The sequence below is a fragment of the Streptomyces sp. RLB3-17 genome (genome assembly GCF_007113425.2).
Lineage (GTDB): Bacteria > Actinomycetota > Actinomycetes > Streptomycetales > Streptomycetaceae > Streptomyces > Streptomyces mirabilis_D.
In genome coordinates this window covers 11,432,839-11,451,789 of record NZ_CP041610.2, presented here as the reverse complement: position 1 = coordinate 11,451,789, position 18,951 = coordinate 11,432,839, and the positions used below count along the sequence as shown (strand labels likewise).

The window sequence follows — 18,951 nt, the reverse complement described above, 5'->3', positions numbered from 1 at the left end:
GGCGCGCTTCAGAAGCGCCTTCGGCCGCCGAGCGACAACACCTACGCAGTGAACGCGTCGAGGAGCTGCGGGCCGTTGTTGCGGACGTTGTTGACGGCGGTGGAGACGAGCCGGGCGTCCAGGTGGCCGTTGGCGGGCTGGGTGAGCAGCGCCCGCAGTTCGTCGGGGTCCTGGTGGTGGGGGTCGAGCCATGCGTCGTAGTGGTCCGGTGTGAGGGCGAGCGGCATGCGGGGGTGAACCCGGCCGGCCGTGTCGGTGGCCTCGGTGGTGATGATGGTGCAGGTCGTCAACCAGGCGGCGGGGTCGTCGTCCTGCTTGACCTCCGGGTTGCGCCAGTACTCGTACAGGCCGGCGAGCGCCATCACCTGCTGGTCCTCTGGATGGATGAAGTACGGCTGCTTGCGGGCCTTGCCCGTGCCGGGGTCCTTGGCCTGCTCCCATTCGTAGAAGCCGTCGGCCGGCAGCAGGCAGCGGTGTTTGGCGAATGCGCGGCGGTAGGCGGGTTTCTCGTGCACGGTCTCCACCCGCGCGTTGATCATCCGCGCGCCGATCTTCATGTCCTTCGCCCAGGACGGCACCAGACCCCAGCGCAGCGGACGCAACTCCCGCTCCACCACGGTGGCATCGGTCTGGTCGCGCGGCATGCGCTCGAGGACGGCCCACACGTTGTCGGTCGGGGCGACGTTCCAGTTCGGCGCCAGCGCCTCCTCGGCACGCCAGTCGGTGACCTGGAAGAGCTGGACCAGGTCCTCGGGACTGCGGGTGGAGACGTAGCGGCCGCACATGGCACCACTGTGCCACCGGCGGCGCCGACCGCAGCGCCGTTCGGTGGCCCGTGTCGGACCGTGCACCTCGGCGTTGCAAGGCAGTCCCGAGGCTGCCTCCAGACGTTGCGTGAGTAGCCCGCCGATGAAGTATCGGGCGGCCCTTCGCAAGGTGGCCGTGGCAGAGCCCGCTCGGGCAATCGACTCGCTAGTGCCACTTCGAGGCCCACCCAGGTTTCGATCTGCGGAGAATCCGCAGGTCAGCACCATCGGATGAAGGGCCAGTCAGTGGCAGTGTCCTCCCGGTCCCGCAGTTGCGCGGATATCCGTCGGCTGCCTCATCGTGCTCATGGCCGACCAGTGGCAGCCCGCTTCCTGTTTCCTCTGCGCGTTCGTCCGCGCTCCCGATCTCCTCCGGAGTCCTCCCGTGATCCCACCCTCCCAGGGCTGCGCCCCTCAACAGCTCTGCCATCTCCCGCAGGGTGCCGGCTCCTTACGTTCTCAATGTGCGGCCCGCAGGAGGGGGTCTCGTCATAGCGCTCTCCGCTACCGGCCCGCTGCTGGTCGTAGGTCGGGGTGTCCGGGAACGCTCATGCCAAGCGGAGGGGGAACGGCATGCGGGATGCTCAGTACGTTGGCAGCACGTCACCTTCGGGCGGGGCTTTCAGCTCATCAGGGACGCTCTCATCACAGATAGCCGTATGGCCGACCGCGCGGCGCGCTCCCCCGCGGACGACACCAGGCAGGTGTCCGCCATCGTCTTCCTCCGTATCCGAGGAGCCCTGACGTGCTCTCGCGTCCACTCAGCGTGTCCCGCGAAGGCGGCGCAGGCCGGCTCTGCAGCCGTTGCACCGCCCGGTGCGTGGCATGAACGCTCCCGCAGTCACCAGCGGCATCACGGGCGGCCTGCTCGGAGCAGTGGCGGGCGCCCCCTGGTGGGGCAGCTGTGTCGTGGTCATCATCGTCGGGATCGGCCATGCAACACAGCTCGTCGACGCGTGGAACAAGCTCCTGCGCGGGCCCCACGAACGGAGAGCCCTCCGGGAAGCACAGGCCACCGATGTCCTCGCCTACTTCAGCCAGACCCCGGCCACCGATACGCCCGCGCAACCACTCACAGAGACATCAGCAGCCGATCCACCAGCCGGTGCGGGGACATCATGAAGGCGCAGGAGCTGCCGCAATCCGCCCTGGGCGGGCGGAGATCCGGTTCGAACAGACGTAACCTAGGGGCGTGGCAAGGTACAAATTTTCCCCCGCTGCTGATCGACGCCCAGAACGAGCTTGATCAGGTCCGCGTCGACCTCCGAGCTCTCTTCGAAAAGGTGCCGTGGTCGGTGGAGCCGATGGACGCGTGGGAGACGCACGAGAACGCGTGCGGCCGGCGTCCCGTCCCGCCTCGCCCGGCTGGGACCCGGAGGACGCCGCGGAGATCGCCCGGCTGCGGGCGAGAAAACTCGAACTCGCTGAGGTTCTCGTGTGCCACCCGTACTGAACCGAGTTCGCTCCCGACGATGTACAGGCCGCCCGCGATGCGCTCAAGCACCACCGCGAGCAGGAGTCGGCCAGCACGGCGAGCTGACCAGGCGACCGAGCAGCTGCGCAGAATCCTCTTGATCAGGAGTTCAGACGGCACTTCACCGTGCAGCGGCGGGCTCCGTCCTGGACGACGGCCTTGTTTGGGCCGGGCGCCGTGCCGTCGGACACTCCGGGCTGCGCCATCCCGGCGGAACGTCGTCCTAGGCGCCCCGCTGCCGTCGGGCCGGCTTCTTTGCCGTCGCGGTCTTCTTCGCGGTCTTCTTGTCGGGTGTCTTCTACGCTGGCTTCCTGGCCGCTGGCCTTTTCGACACCTCGTGGACCTCGGCATCGCCGCCGGCGTCCTCGTCGCGCGGCCTGGGCCTTGCGGACGCTTTCCTGGAGGGCGGCCATCAGGTCGACGCCCTTGTCGCCCGATTCCTCGGCTTCGGTGCTCGGCTTGGTGGGCGTCGGCCCTCGGTCTTCGCCTCGATAGCAAGCTGTTCGGCACCGAACCCGCCAAACTCCGCGACGGATACGCCAACTTCGCCATCGCCGAACCCCCGCTCAAGCTCGTCCTGATCGAAGGCACCTAGGGCGAGGCCACACGGATGGACCACCTCGGCGTCGAAGTCGAATCCACAGAAGCCGTCCACCCGGACACCACCCGACTCGCGGACCAGGACCTGACAACGGACGTGGAGAACGACACCACCTGCTGCTACGCCGTGCAGGACAAGGTCTAGGTCCACGGCCGGGGCCAGGAGCCGTGGGAGGTCTACGTCGTCAAGGCCGACGCCGAGTCCCTGGCCAAACAGCAGGGCAGCGCCTGCTGCGCGGCCCCCACCGGGACGGACGCGAAAGCGGCCCCCGCGGTCGGCTGCTGCTGATCCGCCGATGACCGAACTCCACACCAGCGGGGCCGCGACTGGCACGGGGGTCCGGTCACGGTCGCGCCGCGCTGCCTGCCCTGTGCGCCACCCAGATCACCAGCTGGCGCATCCTCTACTACGCCTCTCCCGTACTGAACCCCAGATCACCGCCGCCACCGGCTGGCCTCACCACGGCCAGCCGATCACGGCCGTCGTCGGGCACCGCGCTGGGGGGGCGTCACCAGCTGAGAAGGCCGGTGAGCACGACGTCGGCGAGACCTTCGGGATTTCGGCCCTGCGTCAGACCGCGTTTGAGATCTACTGGGATGCCAGCCATGCGGTGTACCACTCGCGAAAGTCTGGTCCTGGGGTGAGACCACCCCAGGCGCGGTCATCGAGCCACACTTGTCCGGCATTACTCCCCGCGATGACCAGGCGGGAGAAGGTGCCGCAACCAGACTCGCCGAGGACACGTGTCCCCGCGACGGAGTAGTCAGCGTTGCCTTCCCGGCCCGGTCCATGCCATTCGGTGGTGTGCGCGAACGCACTCGCCAGAAAGCCCACATGCAGACACTCTGCCCGAAGATCGTGCAGGGCCTCTTCCTCGTCTACTTCTTCTGCCAGGCCCAAGAGCCCGTAGTCCGGCCCCGCTCCACCGTCCGCGACTGTGCTGTAGGCCCTCAATTGGAATGTCCCGCTCCGCTGTGGCGACCTGGGTACTTGCGGTTTGTCTCATTTGCGGGCCACGGCGTCGTGTCTCACCATCTTGGGCTTTCGGGGGGCGTGGGCTGGGCGGACTAGCCAGTGAGGCCGCTGCGGTAGGCGTGGATGACGAGTTGGACGCGGTCGCGGGCATCGAGTTTGGTCAGCAGCCGGGCGACATGGGTCTTCACCGTGCCCGCGCCGATGTACAGCCGTTCGGCGATCTCGGCGTTGGTGAGTCCTTCGGCGACGAGCAGGAGCACTTCGCGTTCACGGGTGGTGACGGCCTCGGGCAGCCGCAGCGGTGTCTGACCGCGCGGTGGCTGTGCCGGCCTGTTGACGTACGCCGCGATGAGCCGTTTGGTGATGCGCGGCGCGAGCAGCGCCTCGCCCTGGGCGACGGTGCGGACGGCGGACAACAGGTCGAGGTGCGGAGCGTCCTTCAGGAGGAAGCCGCTGGCCCCGGCACGCAGTGCGCCGAAGACGTACTCGTCCAGGTCGAAGGTGGTGAGCATCAGGACACGAGCGTGGCCGGCGGCGGTGATACGGCGGGTGGCTTCGATGCCGTCCATCTCGGGCATCCGCACGTCCATCAGGACGACGTCGGGCCGGTGTTCGGCGGCGGCTGCGACGGCGTCCCGGCCCGTTGCGACGCTGCCGATCGACTTGAGGTCCGGGGCGGTGTCCACGATTCCGGCCAGGCCGATGCGGATCAGCTGCTGGTCGTCGGCGACCAGGACCCGGATGGTCACGGCCGCTCCCGCGCCGCAGCACTGGGCTGCGGCCCGTCCACGGGGATGCTGGCCCGCACCCGGAACCCGCCGGTCGCGGCCGGTCCCGCCTGCAGGATGCCGCCGTAGAGGGCGAGGCGCTCACGCATCCCGGGCAGCCCGCGCCCGGTGCGGCCCGGGGCCGGCCGGATGCTGCCGTCGTCGGTCACCGTGAGGGTCAGCTCGCAGGGTCCGTATGCGACGGTGACGTGCGCGTTGCTCGCGTCGGCGTGCTTGACCACGTTGGTCAGCGCTTCCTGGACGATCCGGTACGCGGCTGCCTCCAGCCCTGGGGGCAGGGGCCTGACGTGCCCCGTGACGGCGAGGTCGATCCGCAGGCCGGGACGCCGGGTCCGTTCGGTGAGACGGTTCAGGTCCGCGAGTTTTGGGGCGGGGGCCCGGCCCGCGTCGTGGGTGTCGTCGTGCAGCACGCCGAGCATGCGGCGCAGCTCGACGAGAGTCTCCCGGCCGGTGGTCTCGATCGCCTCCAGCGCGCTGCGCGCGTCCTGGGGACGGTCGTCGAGCACCAGACGGCCGAAGCATGCCTGGACGGAGATCACGCTCATAGAGTGGGCGATACTGTCGTGCAACTCGCGGGCGATCCGCAGCCGTTCCGCAGCCGCCTCCCGATCGGCGCGGTCGCGTTCCTGACGCACCAGCGTGTGCAGATACCGGCGCCGCTGGCCGACCGCGAAGCCCACCGCCCAGGCGACGGCGAAGAGCAGAGCGAAGGGCACCACGGCCCCGGTGTGTTCGAACCTGGGCAGGCCGGTGGACACCGCCATCGCCAGGGCCGCGGCCAGGGCGATTCCCGCGCTGCGGGCCGGGCGCAGGGACGTGACGCAGAAGAGCGCGAAGGCGAGCGGCAACCCGCCCCAGAAGATCGCCTGCGGATGCCATGGCGCCAGGCCGCACACCGCCAACGACAGGACAGCAAGAGCCTCCGGCCAATAGGGCCGGAACGACTCCGGGGCCGCATGTGTCTTCCGTTCCACGACCTGAGCCTATGCGCCTGCCGGTCATGCCCACATCGTCCGCGGGCCCTATGCCGTACGGCAGACCCGGGCCCGAAAAGACCTGCCTGCGGGCAGATGAAGCGTCCTGCCCGTCCCGGCATCGTCATGGACGTGATTCGATGCGAACACCTCACCAAACGCTTCGGCCGCAAGGTCGCCGTCGACGACCTCACCTTCGAGGTCCAGCCCGCCCGCGTGACCGGCTTCCTCGGTCCCAACGGTGCGGGGAAGTCGACCACCATCCGGGCCGTCCTCGGCCTGGACACCCCGGACGCCGGCCGCGCCCTGGTGGACGGCGTGCCCTACCGCCGGGCCGAACAGCCGCTGCGCCGCGTCGGCGCGCTCCTTGACGCCGGGGCCGTCCACCCGGGCCGTACGGCGCGGGCACATCTCGCCGCGCTCGCGGCCACCAACCACATCCGACGCAGCCGAATCGAGGAGGTACTCGCCCTCACCGGCCTCGCCGACGTCGCCCAACGCAGGATTGGCACCTACTCGCTCGGCATGAAGCAGCGCCTGGGCATCGCCGCCGCCCTGCTCGGCGACCCGCCCGTGCTCATCTTCGACGAACCCGCCAACGGCCTGGACCCGGAGGGCATCAGGTGGATCCGGAGCCTCATGCGGTCGCTGGCCGGCGAAGGACGCACCGTCCTGGTCTCCAGCCACCTGATGAGCGAGATGGCACTCACTGTCGACCACCTTCTCGTCATCGGACGAGGACGTCTGCTCGCCGATGTCCCGATCACCGACTTCATTCCCGCCGGAGCCTCACTGGAAGACGCCTACCTCAACCTCACCGAATCCGCCGTGGAATACCGGACCGAAGGGACGGGCCACTGATGCCGACCGCACTGACAGGCGCCATGGCCTGCGAGGTCATCAAGCTGCGCTCCCTCCGCTCGACCTGGATCACCGCCCTCATCGCCGTGGCATTCGGCCTGGCGCTCAGCATCATGGACGTCGCGCACACCGCCAACGCCTGGCCGCACATGACGACGGCCGACCGGGCCCAGTTCGACCCGGTGGGCGACTCACTCTCCGGCTTCGCCTTCGCCGTCCTCGCCTTCGGCGTCCTCGGCGTACTGGGCATCAGCAGCGAGTACACCACCGGACTGATCCGCTCGACGCTGACCGCGACACCCCGGCGCGCGCTCTCCTACACCGCCAAGACCCTCGTCATCGGCGGATTCGCCCTGCTGCTGGGCGAACTGACCGCGTTCACCAGCTTCTTCATCGGACAGGCCGTCCTGGCCAAGAAGCACCTCGACGTCGGCCTGGGCACTCCAGGCGTACTTCGCGCCGTGTCCTGTGCCGGGCTCTACCTGTTCGTCGTCACCGTCGTGGGCTACGGCCTCGGGGCCGTGATCCGACACACCGCCGGAGCCATCGCCGCGCTATTCGCCCTGGTCTATCTCGGCTACGGCGCAGCCAAAGCCGTCGAAGGCTGGTCCTCCCTGCCCAGCAAGCTCATGCTCAGCAACGCCGCGGACACCCTCGGCCAGCTCCACCCACACCCCCTCCACCCGGAACGCACCCCCTCCCTCTCCTTCGCCCTCTTCGACCTCGCCCTCTACCTCGCACTCGCCCTCACCTACGGAGCCTGGCGTTTCACTCGCGACGCCTCATAGACACTCCGCCCGACCGGCGGCGGACGCTTCCGACCCCCATGGCAGACCATCACCCAGCGGGATCCAGAGCGTGGCGGCAGCGCAGAGCAGCACCCCGACACGTAAACGATCAAAACAGAGTGCGTCTCATCGCCCTGTCCCTTGGGCCGGACAAAGGCGATCGTCAACGAGAAAGGGACACGCGAAATGCGAACCTACATGTGCTCAGGAAGCTTCGGTAGGTAGCAGGAAGAGTGATGCTGTGCAGCTGCTCGCAGTGTCGGATCGACTCCTCCGCCAGGGGCGCGTGAAGCCGGTACCCGTGGTGAGAAGCGCCGAAGCGGCAACGTTCGGGGTCTTCCAGGGTCATTGCGGCAACACGCGAGCGCACCGCGGCGCCATTCCAGGCCCCACCTGGGGCAGCAGCATCACTGGTCACGCCCGGACAGTACCGGCGTGCGACCTCACCTGGATCAACGGCTTGGGGCCAGGCCGCGCGGCGGGACAGCCGCGGGTGAGTCGGCGGACCATGATGCCGATCATTGCCCAGCGGATCATGGTCTCCGAGTGGGCGACGCTGGTCTCGTAGTCCCTGGCGAGGCGCCGGTGAGCGGTGAGCCACGAGAAGGTGCGTTCCACCGCCCAGCGCTTGGGTTGGACCTGGAAGCCGCGTTGGTCGGGATCCTTGCGGACGATCTCCAGCTCGCGGCCGAGGATTTGGGTGGCCCAGTCGACCAGGCGGCCGGCAAAGCCCTGGTCGGCCCAGACCTTCCGGACCTCGGGGTGGTCGAGCCTGGTCCACAACAGCGGCCGCTTCGCGCCGTCGCGGTCCTGGACGCTTGCCGCGACGACGTGGACAGCCAGGAGCAGGCCGAGGGTTTCGGTGACGATGCACCTCTTGCGGCCCTTGACCTTCTTGCCCGCGTCGAAGCCCCTGGTGGCAGCGGGGACGGTATCCGCGGTGCGGACGGACTGGGAGTCGATCAGGCCCGCGCTCGGCTCCGCGTCGCGGCCGTCGGCTTCACGGACCTTGCTGCGCAGGGCGTCATGGATACGCTCGACGGCGCCGTCGTCGTGCCACCACGTGAAGTACCAGTACACCGTCGGCCACGGCGCGAAGTCCTTCGGCAGCTGCCGCCAGGCACACCCAGTCCGCACCACGTAGAAGATCGCGTCGAGGATCCGCCGCCGCGGATGCTTCTCCCGTCGACCACCTTTCGGGCCCACCCGCGCTGGCGGGAGCAACGGCTCCACCAGTGCCTACTGCTCATCCGTCAGGTCCGACGGATACCCACCCCCAACACTGCTCACCGCAAGCTCAACGAGCGCTTCAGCAACGAGACACGGCAGATCTCAAACACGGCCTCAGACAAGGAACTCAGCGAGAGGGAAGGAGCGATGGCGACGTGGTGGAACCAGATAATTCTGCCTGTGGGTCGTTTGCAGGACCGAGTTGATGCCGGCGTGTGGGCTGCGCGGTGCGACCGGGAGTGTCATATCGGGATAGTGGCCGTCCATCGAGAGCCGAACGAGATTGAAGAATGCAATCGTCGGCTGGAACGAAATGAAGTGCAACCCGGCCGCCGGCTTCCTGCTGTAGTGGTCTGCCGTCGGATCGGATGTGTAGTGGAACGGATTGTCCAGTGTGTCAAAATCGCCGCGCACGGGGATGGTCGTCCCCGTGGGGTAGGCCTTCCCGTAATTGCTGGTCGTCGTTGATGTGGTGCTGTCCACGTTTGACATGCTCCCGGTGTGGCCGTAGGCGTGGTACCGCTGCACCCCTTGCGCCACTTCGGCCTCACTCTGCCCCGGCGGTTGGAGGGCAAGCGTACCCGGCGCGGGCCAGAGGCCGGGCTGGAGCATCGCCTGGACGCGATCCGCGTACTTAGGGAAGTTCTGTTCGTACCAGGTCACCAGATCTTGAAACAGGTGTGAGAGATGCATTGTGGTCCCCTGTTTGAAGTAACCATTGGGCCACTGATTGGTGAAGCCAGGCAGGGTCTCCAGATTGGCGATGTTTCCGGGTCCCATATTTGAGTCCAGGGTGGTGGCGAAGCCGAGGAAGCCCTGCGCCTGTCGAGGAATCGACGCTGCACCGGGGATACCAGCTGCGAGCGCCAGCTTGCTCGGCAGGCTCTGCTGCCCGTAGAAACCGCCCCCGGAGAAGCCCTGGCGGATACTCGTCACCTTGAACAGGCTGCCCGCCTGGTTGCTTCCGGGCCCGAAGAGGGCGTTTTGGGCTGCCTTGATGTTGGCGAGCGAGTCACTGCGGAGCAGTACGGCCACGTCATTCTGTTCCAAGCGGACCGGCCCGAAACCAGGTGGGGGCTGGTCGCTGGGGAACGTCCTGGCCTCCTGCAGTGCATATACGGTACGGCCCTCCGTCTTGGAGGTCATCAAATCGACCGGCAGATACGCTGGGTAAGGTGTTCCCGCCTTGAAGAAGCCTGAAGTCTTGCCCAGGGTTGGGATGTAGTGCTGGAAGTAGGAAAGTCCCCAGGCTACCGTGGTGGCCACTCCTGTGGGAGTGGGCGGAAATTTGCGTTCCAGCTCTAGGAGGGCGGACTCGAGGTGGTGCTGCGCCTCCTGCAACTCCTTGGCTTTCGCTGGCACATTCAGCCTTGCGGTAATGACATGATCGTGCAGGGCTGGCACCCGGACCGCAACCGTGCCGTTGCTACTCTTCACGCCAGAGCCATCGACCTTGACGACCTGCTCATTCTGCAGGATGTATTGTTCCTGAATTGGTGGAATGTCGGCGACAGCGGCCCGGTCCGGTGGTTTCGCAATGCCGTCGATCATCTCGTAGATGCCGGCGGATGCTAGAGCGGCACCGAAGGTGCCCGCTGTCCCTTGAAGAAGGCGTCGCCTACTCAAGTTCCCTCGCACTCGTCCCGCACGCGCATTGTCGTTGCTATCTTTCACCAATCGAATCCCGTCGTTGTGGAATAGATGTACGCCATCACCCGGGATCGAAGGGTCCACGCTACTCGAATGACCGGGACTGACCTTCCATCCACTCATGTGCGCCGGAGAGGTCAGGGGTTGAAATAGAAAGTGAGGGGTAGGCGAGTGCGCCGCCGTCACCTGATCAGCCTGCCACCACGCCTCCCTCATAAGCGGTCTGCTCAAGACGCAGGGTTCCCGGCGCGCCGGTACAACACTGCGCACATGCCGCCAGATAGCCGATAGGTGCGAGTGCGCAGATCAATTACCATCGCCCTCACCTTCGCCGCCACGATGTAATCACATGCGGCCTGGCCATTGAAGCCGACACACGGCCTGGGTCATTGGAGCCAACACCAAGGAGGTGCGGCTCACAACCTTAATGTTGCGACGATTCCCTGGCATTCATGGACTCGGTGGGGTAATCGTTCGGCAACACCCTGGCGGAGACCCTGTGGATAGTGGTCAGGACCGAGTGTGTCCGCTGCCTCATTTTCGCGACCCGGTCCAAGTCGAACCTATCGCTCTTTGAATGCATCAACGCCTTCTACACTCCAGGACGGCGTCGTTCGGGCGATTGGTCCGGTGAGCACATGATGCCCAGCGTGGCGAGTGGGTGGTTGAGTTCTGGGCGTGACACAGGAGGCAGGCTGCGATGTTGGTGTGGCTGGCCAGGCGGAGGGCTCCGATGGTGAAGTGGCGCAGCTCGGCCATCGGCCTGGGTGCGTTGCGGGAGGCCCCTTCCTCACGCACGTCTATCACCACTGGACTCCTCCGCACCGCCTTTACAGCCAGTGTGAGCGGCGTGTTCCGGACCGCCAGGGTGGCGCCGTAGGCGATCGCGACGCGCTCGGCGGTCTTCAGGGCAGGTTGTCGGGTGCGGGCAGGCGATAGGTGTCTGCCCGCACCATCTTCATGGGCGGGCTTCACGGGACGGTGGGCGGGCTAACCACGTGCACCACCAACCCTCCCGCAGAGCCCGTGACCGGCTGCGCCTCCGCACCCGACAGTCGTGGACAACGGACAGCCTCCAACCCTGTCCATAACTCGAAATCATTCGTCCAGCTAGGCCGGGAGGAAGAAGCCGGTGATGTCGGCGAGGCGGCCGTCTTCGTGGTGGCGGGCGGCGCTGACGCCGGTCGACGCAGTCTCGTCCTGCCCGCCGAGCTGGGTCCAGCGGGCGAGGGAGCGGTCGTGGTGCTCCAGCACTTCGTCGATGCGGAACCGGTGGCCGGGGAAGGCTTGGGCGAAGCCAGCCATGTAGGCAGCGAGTTCGGTCAGGCTGCCGACCTCGGTCCCGGGGTCGCGGTAGGCGACCTCGTCCACCGCGACCGCGCCGAGGGCGCCGAGCCGGTCGGCGGGGTCGGCCGACCAGCAGGCGGCGTAGTCGTTCCAAAGCCGCTGGGCGTCACTCATGGTCGTCCTGCTTTCGTGGGGCCCTCAGGGAGCCGATCGACGCCATCGCGCCGACCTGCGCGACCAACTCGCAGGATGGGAACCTGGACTGATCGAGGCAGCCCGGGCAGCAACCGAGAGCGTCCCACTGCGGCAGGATCGACAGGAACCCCTTTTCCATCCGGGCCCAAAACAGGCCGCGGCCGAAGAGGAAGCGGCTGAAAGTGTCGTCAGGGCGCAGATCAAGCGGGGCGTACGGGGCGCGGCCGCCGATCGAGGAGGAAGGCGATGTCACCAAGCCCGAGCGAAATGGTTGCGCTCCTGTTCTGCACCGACCCGTGTCAATCAGTGATCAGCCATCATCCCCAGCTCTGGCGAGATGACGTTGCAGGTCAATATGCCGAAACTGGTAAACCGCTCCAACTTGCCGCAGCACACCCCGATGCTGGTGAGCGTCGGCGAGGAATGCCATGAGGTTGCGAGGAATTCGATGGCGGGAGGCCAGGTGAAACTTGGCCGCTGAAAATGAGCCCCAGGCCGTCCTTGTGAAGGCGATGGTCAGGCCGAGCCATAGGGCACCCGCCAGCACAGCCGCTTGGCCCGCTGCGTCTGCACCGCTCAAGACGAGGAGTATCCACGGACCGAGTCCCGCAGAGGCTGCGACTCCGAGAGTGAGAGTCCAGAAGACGCGTCTGTCCCGTGACCAGAGCGCCACAGGGCCGACCGCCACGGCAGTGTCGGCTGAAGTGACTCCCAGCCCGAAGGCAATACACACGCCCAGTCCGACTGTCGCGGCCGAGGCAAGGGGCAGCCTGGCGGGTGCGACCAGTAGGACAGTGGTGGCTACCGCGAGGGCCGCCCCCGGCCAGTTCGGCGCCCACCGCATTCCCGATGCAGGACGACGTGGCTCTTCGTCGAAAGCCAACCAGCCCGGCACCGCGAGGACGATCCCGGCGAAGACACCGAGGATGGGTCCGACGAGCAGGGCCCAAATCCTGTTGTCGGCATCCGGAGCGATCATGAAGCCGATGTCCATAAACACGACGCTGAGAAATAGGCACATCGCCTGGGTGACCATCGCGGGGATGCTGCGTCGAACGGCTCGTCGTAGCTGCCACCAGGCTAGGTCAGGGGTGGCGTTATGGACGCGGTGAAGGTAGCGCGCGAGAAAGACGAAAGTTCTCTGGGCCTATTGAGGCGTCCACGGGCATGGATAGCGGGGATGGGAGCGGTAGGCAGCTGCGATGAACGCGGAGAAGAGGTGGCGCTCGACGGCGACACGGGTGGAAAAGCGCGACGTATCGCAGAGTTCTCCAGGGCTGGGCAAGCCGTGGGAGCTCTCGCCAGGGCGCGGGTTGTAAATGGCGCGGGCCAGGAAGAGCATGAGCGGTGTGCGCAATGCCTCGCCGAGGGGAGTTGCGGTACCCAGCTGAGCAGCCACAGGGCCCCAGCGGTCAGCGGCGTATCCGCCGGCTCCGGCATCGCGCCGCAAGTAGGCTGCGACATCTTCGGCGTCCAGAGGACGTAGCTCAATGCCTGCTGCTCCGGCCAGCCTGGCCGGCAAGCCGAAGTGGGGGTACAGCACCTCCCGGTATTCGCCGACTCGGCTGGACAGGACGACGGGATGCCCCATGGGAAGTGCTTCGTTGATCGCGCTGAGAGCTGCCGCGCGAAGGGGCGTAGGAATCTCGTCGAAGCCGTCCAAGACGGGGAGGATCAGACGGCGGCCAAGCAGACCGCGGGCGCGATCAATCTGCCCGTACCGCTTGGGTGCAGGCTCAGCCAGGGTGGGATAGTCCGAGGCGAGCCGCTCCGCCATCCAGGCGTAGAGATCCTGTCGTGTGGGATTCCACGTCGCCAGCGGAAACAGCACTGGAACGGCACTGGTGTGCGGGCCGGCAGCGCTCGTCATCCGTCGGTGAAGCAGACCCAACACCAGCCGTGACAGAAGGACTGTCTTTCCCGCGCCAGGTCCTCCCAGTACCAGAAGTCGCTGAGTAGGAACCCTTTCTGTGAATACTCGCGTAATTTCCGCCCCAGAGCCTTCCAACTCTGCTGGCGAATTCGCCCACTCCTCAGAAGCGCTGCCCAGCTCTCCAGGCCAGTCGCCAGCAGTCGCCTGGAGCAGCGGCCAGGATTCGACCAGATCGTCCGGGGCAGCCCTCCACCTCACCGTCATGGGATACGGATCGTTCACGCGCCGCACCTGGACCTCGGTCTCCCACTGATTCCGCACGGCCTGTGCCAGATGCTCTGCAATGTCCTCCAGCGGCTGCTCGGCAGCACGTTCAGCACCCGAGCGGAAGGTCACCCAGGACAAGAACAACGGAGCCAGTGTAGGCAACAGTGACGCTGCCGTCGCGGCCGCCCCAAGGTGAAAACGGTGCGCGACCCACAACGCGCCCAGGATCCCGCCTAATGCCAACGCAAGGTAGACCGCACTGACTCGCCGCGTTGCGCTTCTCCATCCCCCCATACCCGCCATCATCCTGCGCGCGTCCGCGCCTAGGAAGGCAGATGGCTGTATCAGCTGGTGTGGTCTGACGGATACGGATGCACTCGGGGACTCAGCCGATGTGGTCACGGCGCTGCCATCCAGGACCGTGCTGTCTACGCTGTATCAATGCTGTCGTACGAAGAACTGACCCCGCCCGAACGTGAGTTGTGGGACGCCTTCCCCGAAGGCCGCCAGGTGGACCTGCGCGTGGGCACGCCGAGCGGAGACGATCCGGCCGAAGGGTCGGACTGGGGGCCCGAGCGCACGCTTCGGGCGGCCGTCGTGACAGCTTTGGCGCGGGGAGGAAACGCGGCCCCACCGGGGGCGGTCACCGCTTTGCGGGTGGCTGGCGCGCGGATCACCGGTCATCTCGATCTCGCCGGAGCGGAGATCGACCACGTGTTGTGGTTTGAGGGCTGCTGGTTCGAGGAGGGTCCGAGCCTCTATGGAGCGGCCACCCGGACGATTGGGATCATCGGCAGCCGGGCGCCCGGCATGGACGCCACGTTGGCCCGGATAGAGGGCACCCTCAACCTGCAGCGATCGGTTCTCCACGGCACGGTTTCGCTCATGAGAGCTCGGATCGCAGGCGAGTTGAAACTGAGCGAGACGATGTTGTCGGCCTCGGACCAATGGGCGTTGTTCGCCGGCGGCCTTGTCATGGAAGGCGGGGTGTTCTGCCGCAGAGGATTCACCGCACACGGCGGGATACGGCTGCTGGGAGCCCACCTGCCCGGCGGCCTGTTCATGGAGGGAGCCCGACTGGACAACCCCGATGGCCCGGCGCTCCTCGCGGACAACGCCGTGGCCTCGACACTGGTCTTCTCCAAGGGGTTCACCGCACAGGGAGCCGTATGCCTTCGCGGCGCGCAGATATCGGATCAGCTCACCTTTGACGGCGCCATCCTGAACGGCGAGGACGTGGCGCTGGACTGCTCGCGGATGCAGGCAGGCGATGTCCACTTCACACCCGCCACACCACCCTCCGGCGCTGTGGACCTCCGGGGAGCCCAGGTCACGGCCCTTCACGACGGCGAGGGCGTCTGGCCGCGCCTCGTGCGGCTACAAGGGTTCAGCTACGCCTCCATCCAGTCCAGGGACGGTCTACGAGGGTACGACGCAACACGCCGCGTGGAGTGGATCCGGCGCGAGCCCGGCTACGCCCCACAGCCGTACGAGCAGCTGGCGAGCTGGTACCGGCAGGTCGGCCATGAGGACGACGCCCGCAAAGTGCTTCTGGCCAAGCAGCGTCACCGCCGCAGCACCCTGCATCCGGCCGGGCGGGTATGGGGACACCTGCTCGATGCCCTGGTCGGGTACGGCTACCGCCCCTGGCTGGCCGGAGCATGGATCATGGCTCTGACCATCCTCGGCACAGTTGTCTTCGGCGCCCACTCGCCGAAACAGGCCCAGCCCGGCCAAGGCCCGCCGTTCAGCGCCCTCGTCTATACCCTCGACCTACTGATCCCCATCGGCGGCCTCGGCCAGCGCACCGCCTGGTACTGGCCGGGAGGCAGCACCGCGCAATGGCTGTCCTACGCTCTGATCGCCGCGGGTTGGCTGCTGACGACGGCAGTCGTCGCCGGCGTCACCCGGTCACTGAACAAGAGCTGACAACCTCCACCGACACCATCAACAGGTCCGCCAGACGGCTTCCCGACCTCCCGCGGCGACGCCTTCACCAGCTCCAGCCGACAACTTCGCCGAACCACTCCGCGTGAGACATCGGGCGAACCGTCCCAGTTCGCTTACGACAGAGACCAGTTGACCAGAGACGGGACACGCCCCGATGTCCCCGTCTCAGACGATCTGGTCTTGAGGACGACAGCGACCTGCGCCGGACCAGATCAATGGAGACGCCGGGCGGTCGAGGATCTCGGTTGATCTGGTCCTCACCGCCTGGATACCGCGCGCTGTCTCCATTGATCTGATCCGGCGCTATGTCAGACCCTCCGGTTACCGCAAAGCAGTCGCCGCGTTCAAGAAGCCAGAACCATGACCGTTCATACCGATGTTGAAGCCCTGCTTCGGATAGTCCCCGCGCAGCACCGGGGCGAGGAGTGCATCGACTGGACGGCCGCGGAAGCCGCGCTAGGCACACAACTGCCAAGCGACTAAGCCACGTCCGGTGGCCATCGTGGCCGGCTCGCGCCGGGCGAGAAGCCGAACCGCAAGCGGATAGCCACCGTGGCCTGCGTCTTCGACACCCGCCCAGCCTCCAGACGTCCCCACGACGTGATCCACCCGCCCGGCGGCCGCAGCAGCGAACGCCTCGCCCGCCCGGGACCCCGGGCCGAGAACAAGTGGTGCACCGCGTCCCTGGTCCGATCGCCTGAGCAGGTCATCGCCGACGCCTTCGACCAGGCCCAGGCCCACGCCCCCAAGCACCTCCGGCCGTGGATCGTCCTGGTCGACGGTGCCCGCCACCAACTCGACCTGATCACTGCCGAGTCCATCCGGCGCGGCGTCACGCTCCACGTGCTGTTGGACTTCGTGCACATCGCCGAGTATGTCTGGGCCGCCGCCCACACCTTCCACAAACCTGGCACCACCGAGGACAAGGAATGGGCGGCCGGCCATCTGACCGCGATCCTCGCAGGTCACGCCGCTCGCACCGCCGACCAGATGACCGCCCAGCCCGACCGGGAAAACCTGTCGACCGCACCACGCGAGGCCGTCGACGCCTGCCAGCGTTACCTGGTCGGCCACCTCGACCAGCTCCACTACAACACAGCCCTCGCAGGCGGCCGGCCGATCGCCACCGAGGCCGTCGAAGGTGCCTGCCGCCACCTGATCGCGGACTGCCTCGACATCACCGGCGCCCGCTGGGGCCTTCACGGAGCCGAAGCCGTCCTCCGGCTCCGCGCCCTCGTCTCCAACAGCGACCTCGACACATACTGGCGCTACCATCTCGCCCGCGAACACAAGCGCCTCTACCCCACCCCCAACCAGCGGAACTACACCCTCACCGAGTGATTGCAAGCTTCAATCAGAGCCTTCAGCGGACTCTCCACCCGGTGGTCGGAACGCAGTCGTGCACCGTGTCGGACCAGCCCTCGAACTTCGCGAAGAACACGCGGGACAGCAGGACGTCACCTGCCCGCTGCGCGCGCAGCATGAAGCCGAGTTCGTCTGATGCCGCGTCGCCCTCGACAGACAGCGTGGGGCTCATGCCACGCTCGGTCACATAGTCGAAAACCTGCTCGGTGAGCTCGGACGGCACCTGTCCGACCAACCCGAGGCTGTCCAGTAGGACCTGCGGACCGCACAAGGCGTCGACGGCCACGCAAGTCAGGAGGTCAGGGACCCGGTATTACACCGTGCCGACGGTCGACCATCCAGGTGCGGCCGCCGCTCGGAAGTCGGCCCGCCGCGTCAGGGCGCTGTGCCTCGTCTCGCTCTGGAGCACAGTGCAGTTGACTTCTCCCCTTGTTGAAGGACGGGGATTCTTACGGCTCGCGCCGTGAGGGTTTCTACTTCGTTGCCAACTGCCCGTCCGGAGTACTCCGTTGAGGTCTTACACCAGCTCCACAGACTGTCACCGCCAGCCCGGCGGCCAGAAGATTGTGCGCCGCGTTCACGTCCCGGTCGTGGGTCACGCCGCAGTCGCACGTCCAGGTGCGGACGTGCAGCGGCATCGTGTCCCGCAGGGTGTTGCAGGCGGAGCACAGCCTGGAGGAGGGGAACCACCGGTCCACCGCGATCACCTCGCGCTCGTACCAGGCGGCCTTGTACTCCAGCATGCTCGGGAACTCGCCCCCCGCCGCGTCACTGATGGCGCGGGCCAGTTTCCGGTTCTTGACCATGTTGCGCACGGTCAGGTCCTCGATCACGACCGTTTGGTTTTCACGAACGAGCCGAGTGGTCAGCTTGTGCAGGCCGTCGCGGCGCCGGTCAGCGGTCCGCGCATGGATCTTCGCGACCTTCAACCGGGCCCTGGCCCGGTTCGCCGAGCCCTTCTCCTTCCTCGCCAGACGACACTGCTCCCTGGCCAGAGCGGCACGGTCCCGGCGCTCGTGCCGGGGGTTGGCGATCTTCTCCCCGGTTGAGAGGGTCAGCAGATGCTCCAGTCCGACATCGCCACCGACGGCCTGACCGGTGGCCGGGAGCGGCTGCACGGACGGGTCCTCGCACAGCAGGGAGACGAACCAGCGTCCCGCCGCGTCCTGCGAGACCGTCACCGTGGACGGCTTCGCTCCCTCGGGCAGCGGGCGCGACCACACGACAGCCAGCGGCTCGGTCATCTTCGCCAGTGTCAGTTTCCCGTCACGGAAACGGAACGCGCTGGAGGTGTACTCCGCACTCCTGCGCGACGTCTTGCGCGACTTGAACCGCGGGTACCTGGCCCGCCTGCCGAAGAAATGAGTGAACGCCGTCTGCAGGTGCCGCAGCGCCTGCTAGACCGGGACCGAGGACACCTCGTTCAGGTACGCGAGCTCCCCGGTCTTCTTCCACGCCGTCAGCATGGCCGAGGTCTGGTGGTAGCTGACCCGTTCCTGCCGCGTCCATGCCTCGGTACGGGCGGCGAGCGCCATGTTGTAGACCTTCCGCACGCACCCGAAGGTGCGCGACAGCTCCACTGCCTGCGCATCCGTCGGACAGAAGCGGTACTTGAACGCCCGCTTCACGTGAGTGTCCACAGCTCACAGATAATCGCATCAACTCATCGCTATCTGCGGGAAGTTGGCCGCTATCGACGACCCGCCCTGGCAGCGGATCGTCTTTCCCTGCCCTGCTCCGCAGGACTCCGATTCTTCTCCGCCCCTGAAAGGCGGAGTATCCACGGAGGGATCAGATGAACCCCTGGGCTTCCATAGCCACGGCCGCCTGCTCGTGGCTCATACCGAAACGCAGCGGTCCCACGCTC

General features: G+C 66.9%; 14 protein-coding genes and 4 pseudogenes. 8 read left to right on the top strand and 10 right to left on the bottom strand.

What is annotated here, in order from left to right; genetic code table 11:
* Positions 1-41 precede the first annotated feature (41 nt).
* Positions 42-785 (bottom strand): SOS response-associated peptidase, encoded by a 744-nt coding sequence (locus FNV62_RS51675; RefSeq protein WP_097282009.1) that lies wholly within the window; start codon positions 783-785, stop codon positions 42-44.
* Between the two features lie 846 nt (positions 786-1,631).
* Between FNV62_RS51675 and FNV62_RS51670 the strand changes: the two genes are divergently transcribed.
* The 4 genes and pseudogenes from FNV62_RS51670 to FNV62_RS58285 all read left to right on the top strand — a co-directional run.
* The gene (locus FNV62_RS51670; protein ID WP_143604799.1) at positions 1,632-1,928 is read left to right on the top strand and encodes a hypothetical protein; all 297 of its coding nucleotides are present in this window, start codon (positions 1,632-1,634) and stop codon (positions 1,926-1,928) included.
* A gap of 190 nt (positions 1,929-2,118) precedes the next feature.
* Positions 2,119-2,259: a hypothetical protein gene (locus FNV62_RS51665; RefSeq protein ID WP_164331904.1), complete on the top strand. Its 141-nt coding sequence runs from the start codon at positions 2,119-2,121 to the stop codon at positions 2,257-2,259.
* A 457-nt stretch (positions 2,260-2,716) separates the two neighbouring features.
* Positions 2,717-3,169 (top strand): annotated as a pseudogene (locus tag FNV62_RS51660) (ArsI/CadI family heavy metal resistance metalloenzyme).
* A gap of 7 nt (positions 3,170-3,176) precedes the next feature.
* Positions 3,177-3,335: pseudogene (locus FNV62_RS58285) on the top strand (MFS transporter); the annotation flags it as partial.
* 613 nt (positions 3,336-3,948) lie between these two features.
* On the opposite strand, the gene FNV62_RS51655 reads toward FNV62_RS58285, so the two are convergent.
* Together FNV62_RS51655 and FNV62_RS51650 are read right to left on the bottom strand one after the other, a co-directional pair.
* Positions 3,949-4,605, bottom strand: a complete 657-nt coding sequence (locus FNV62_RS51655) for a response regulator (protein WP_143604798.1) — start codon at positions 4,603-4,605, stop codon at positions 3,949-3,951.
* Positions 4,602-5,618, bottom strand: a complete 1,017-nt coding sequence (locus tag FNV62_RS51650; protein WP_143630300.1) for a sensor histidine kinase — start codon at positions 5,616-5,618, stop codon at positions 4,602-4,604. Before FNV62_RS51650 ends, FNV62_RS51655 begins: the two co-directional genes overlap by 4 nt.
* Before the next feature lie 126 nt (positions 5,619-5,744).
* Between FNV62_RS51650 and FNV62_RS51645 the strand changes: the two genes are divergently transcribed.
* A complete protein-coding gene (locus tag FNV62_RS51645) occupies positions 5,745-6,479 on the top strand; it encodes an ABC transporter ATP-binding protein (protein ID WP_143630298.1) in 735 nt (244 codons plus the stop codon).
* Entirely contained in the window at positions 6,479-7,267 is a 789-nt protein-coding gene (locus FNV62_RS51640; RefSeq protein WP_143630296.1) for an ABC transporter permease, read from the top strand. Before FNV62_RS51645 ends, FNV62_RS51640 begins: the two co-directional genes overlap by 1 nt.
* Before the next feature lie 414 nt (positions 7,268-7,681).
* On the opposite strand, the gene FNV62_RS51635 is transcribed toward FNV62_RS51640, so the two are convergent.
* The 5 genes from FNV62_RS51635 to FNV62_RS51615 all read right to left on the bottom strand — a co-directional run bounded on the left by FNV62_RS51635 (position 7,682) and on the right by FNV62_RS51615 (position 13,913).
* Positions 7,682-8,503 carry an IS5 family transposase gene (locus tag FNV62_RS51635; protein WP_225900943.1) on the bottom strand — a complete coding sequence of 274 codons (822 nt, stop codon included), beginning with the start codon at positions 8,501-8,503 and terminating at the stop codon, positions 7,682-7,684.
* Between the two features lie 108 nt (positions 8,504-8,611).
* On the bottom strand, positions 8,612-10,048 hold the full coding sequence (locus FNV62_RS51630) for a hypothetical protein (protein WP_205522493.1): 1,437 nt from the start codon (positions 10,046-10,048) through the stop codon (positions 8,612-8,614).
* Between the two features lie 1,209 nt (positions 10,049-11,257).
* Positions 11,258-11,608 (bottom strand): nuclear transport factor 2 family protein, encoded by a 351-nt coding sequence (locus tag FNV62_RS51625; RefSeq protein WP_143630294.1) that lies wholly within the window; start codon positions 11,606-11,608, stop codon positions 11,258-11,260.
* A 331-nt stretch (positions 11,609-11,939) separates the two neighbouring features.
* A complete protein-coding gene (locus FNV62_RS51620) occupies positions 11,940-12,665 on the bottom strand; it encodes a hypothetical protein (protein WP_143630289.1) in 726 nt (241 codons plus the stop codon).
* A gap of 111 nt (positions 12,666-12,776) precedes the next feature.
* Entirely contained in the window at positions 12,777-13,913 is a 1,137-nt protein-coding gene (locus FNV62_RS51615) for an NACHT domain-containing protein (protein ID WP_164331903.1), read from the bottom strand.
* Between the two features lie 297 nt (positions 13,914-14,210).
* Between FNV62_RS51615 and FNV62_RS51610 the strand changes: the two genes are divergently transcribed.
* On the top strand, positions 14,211-15,698 hold the full coding sequence (locus tag FNV62_RS51610) for an oxidoreductase (RefSeq protein ID WP_143630285.1): 1,488 nt from the start codon (positions 14,211-14,213) through the stop codon (positions 15,696-15,698).
* Between the two features lie 510 nt (positions 15,699-16,208).
* Positions 16,209-17,060: pseudogene (locus FNV62_RS51605) on the top strand (ISKra4 family transposase); the annotation flags it as partial.
* Between the two features lie 22 nt (positions 17,061-17,082).
* Here FNV62_RS51605 and FNV62_RS51600 read toward each other — a convergent pair.
* Both FNV62_RS51600 and FNV62_RS51595 read right to left on the bottom strand, forming a co-directional pair.
* Positions 17,083-17,370, bottom strand: coding sequence for a hypothetical protein (locus FNV62_RS51600; RefSeq protein WP_225900715.1), 288 nt, complete (start codon positions 17,368-17,370; stop codon positions 17,083-17,085).
* A 187-nt stretch (positions 17,371-17,557) separates the two neighbouring features.
* Positions 17,558-18,724, bottom strand: a pseudogene (locus tag FNV62_RS51595) (RNA-guided endonuclease InsQ/TnpB family protein).
* Positions 18,725-18,951 lie beyond the last annotated feature (227 nt).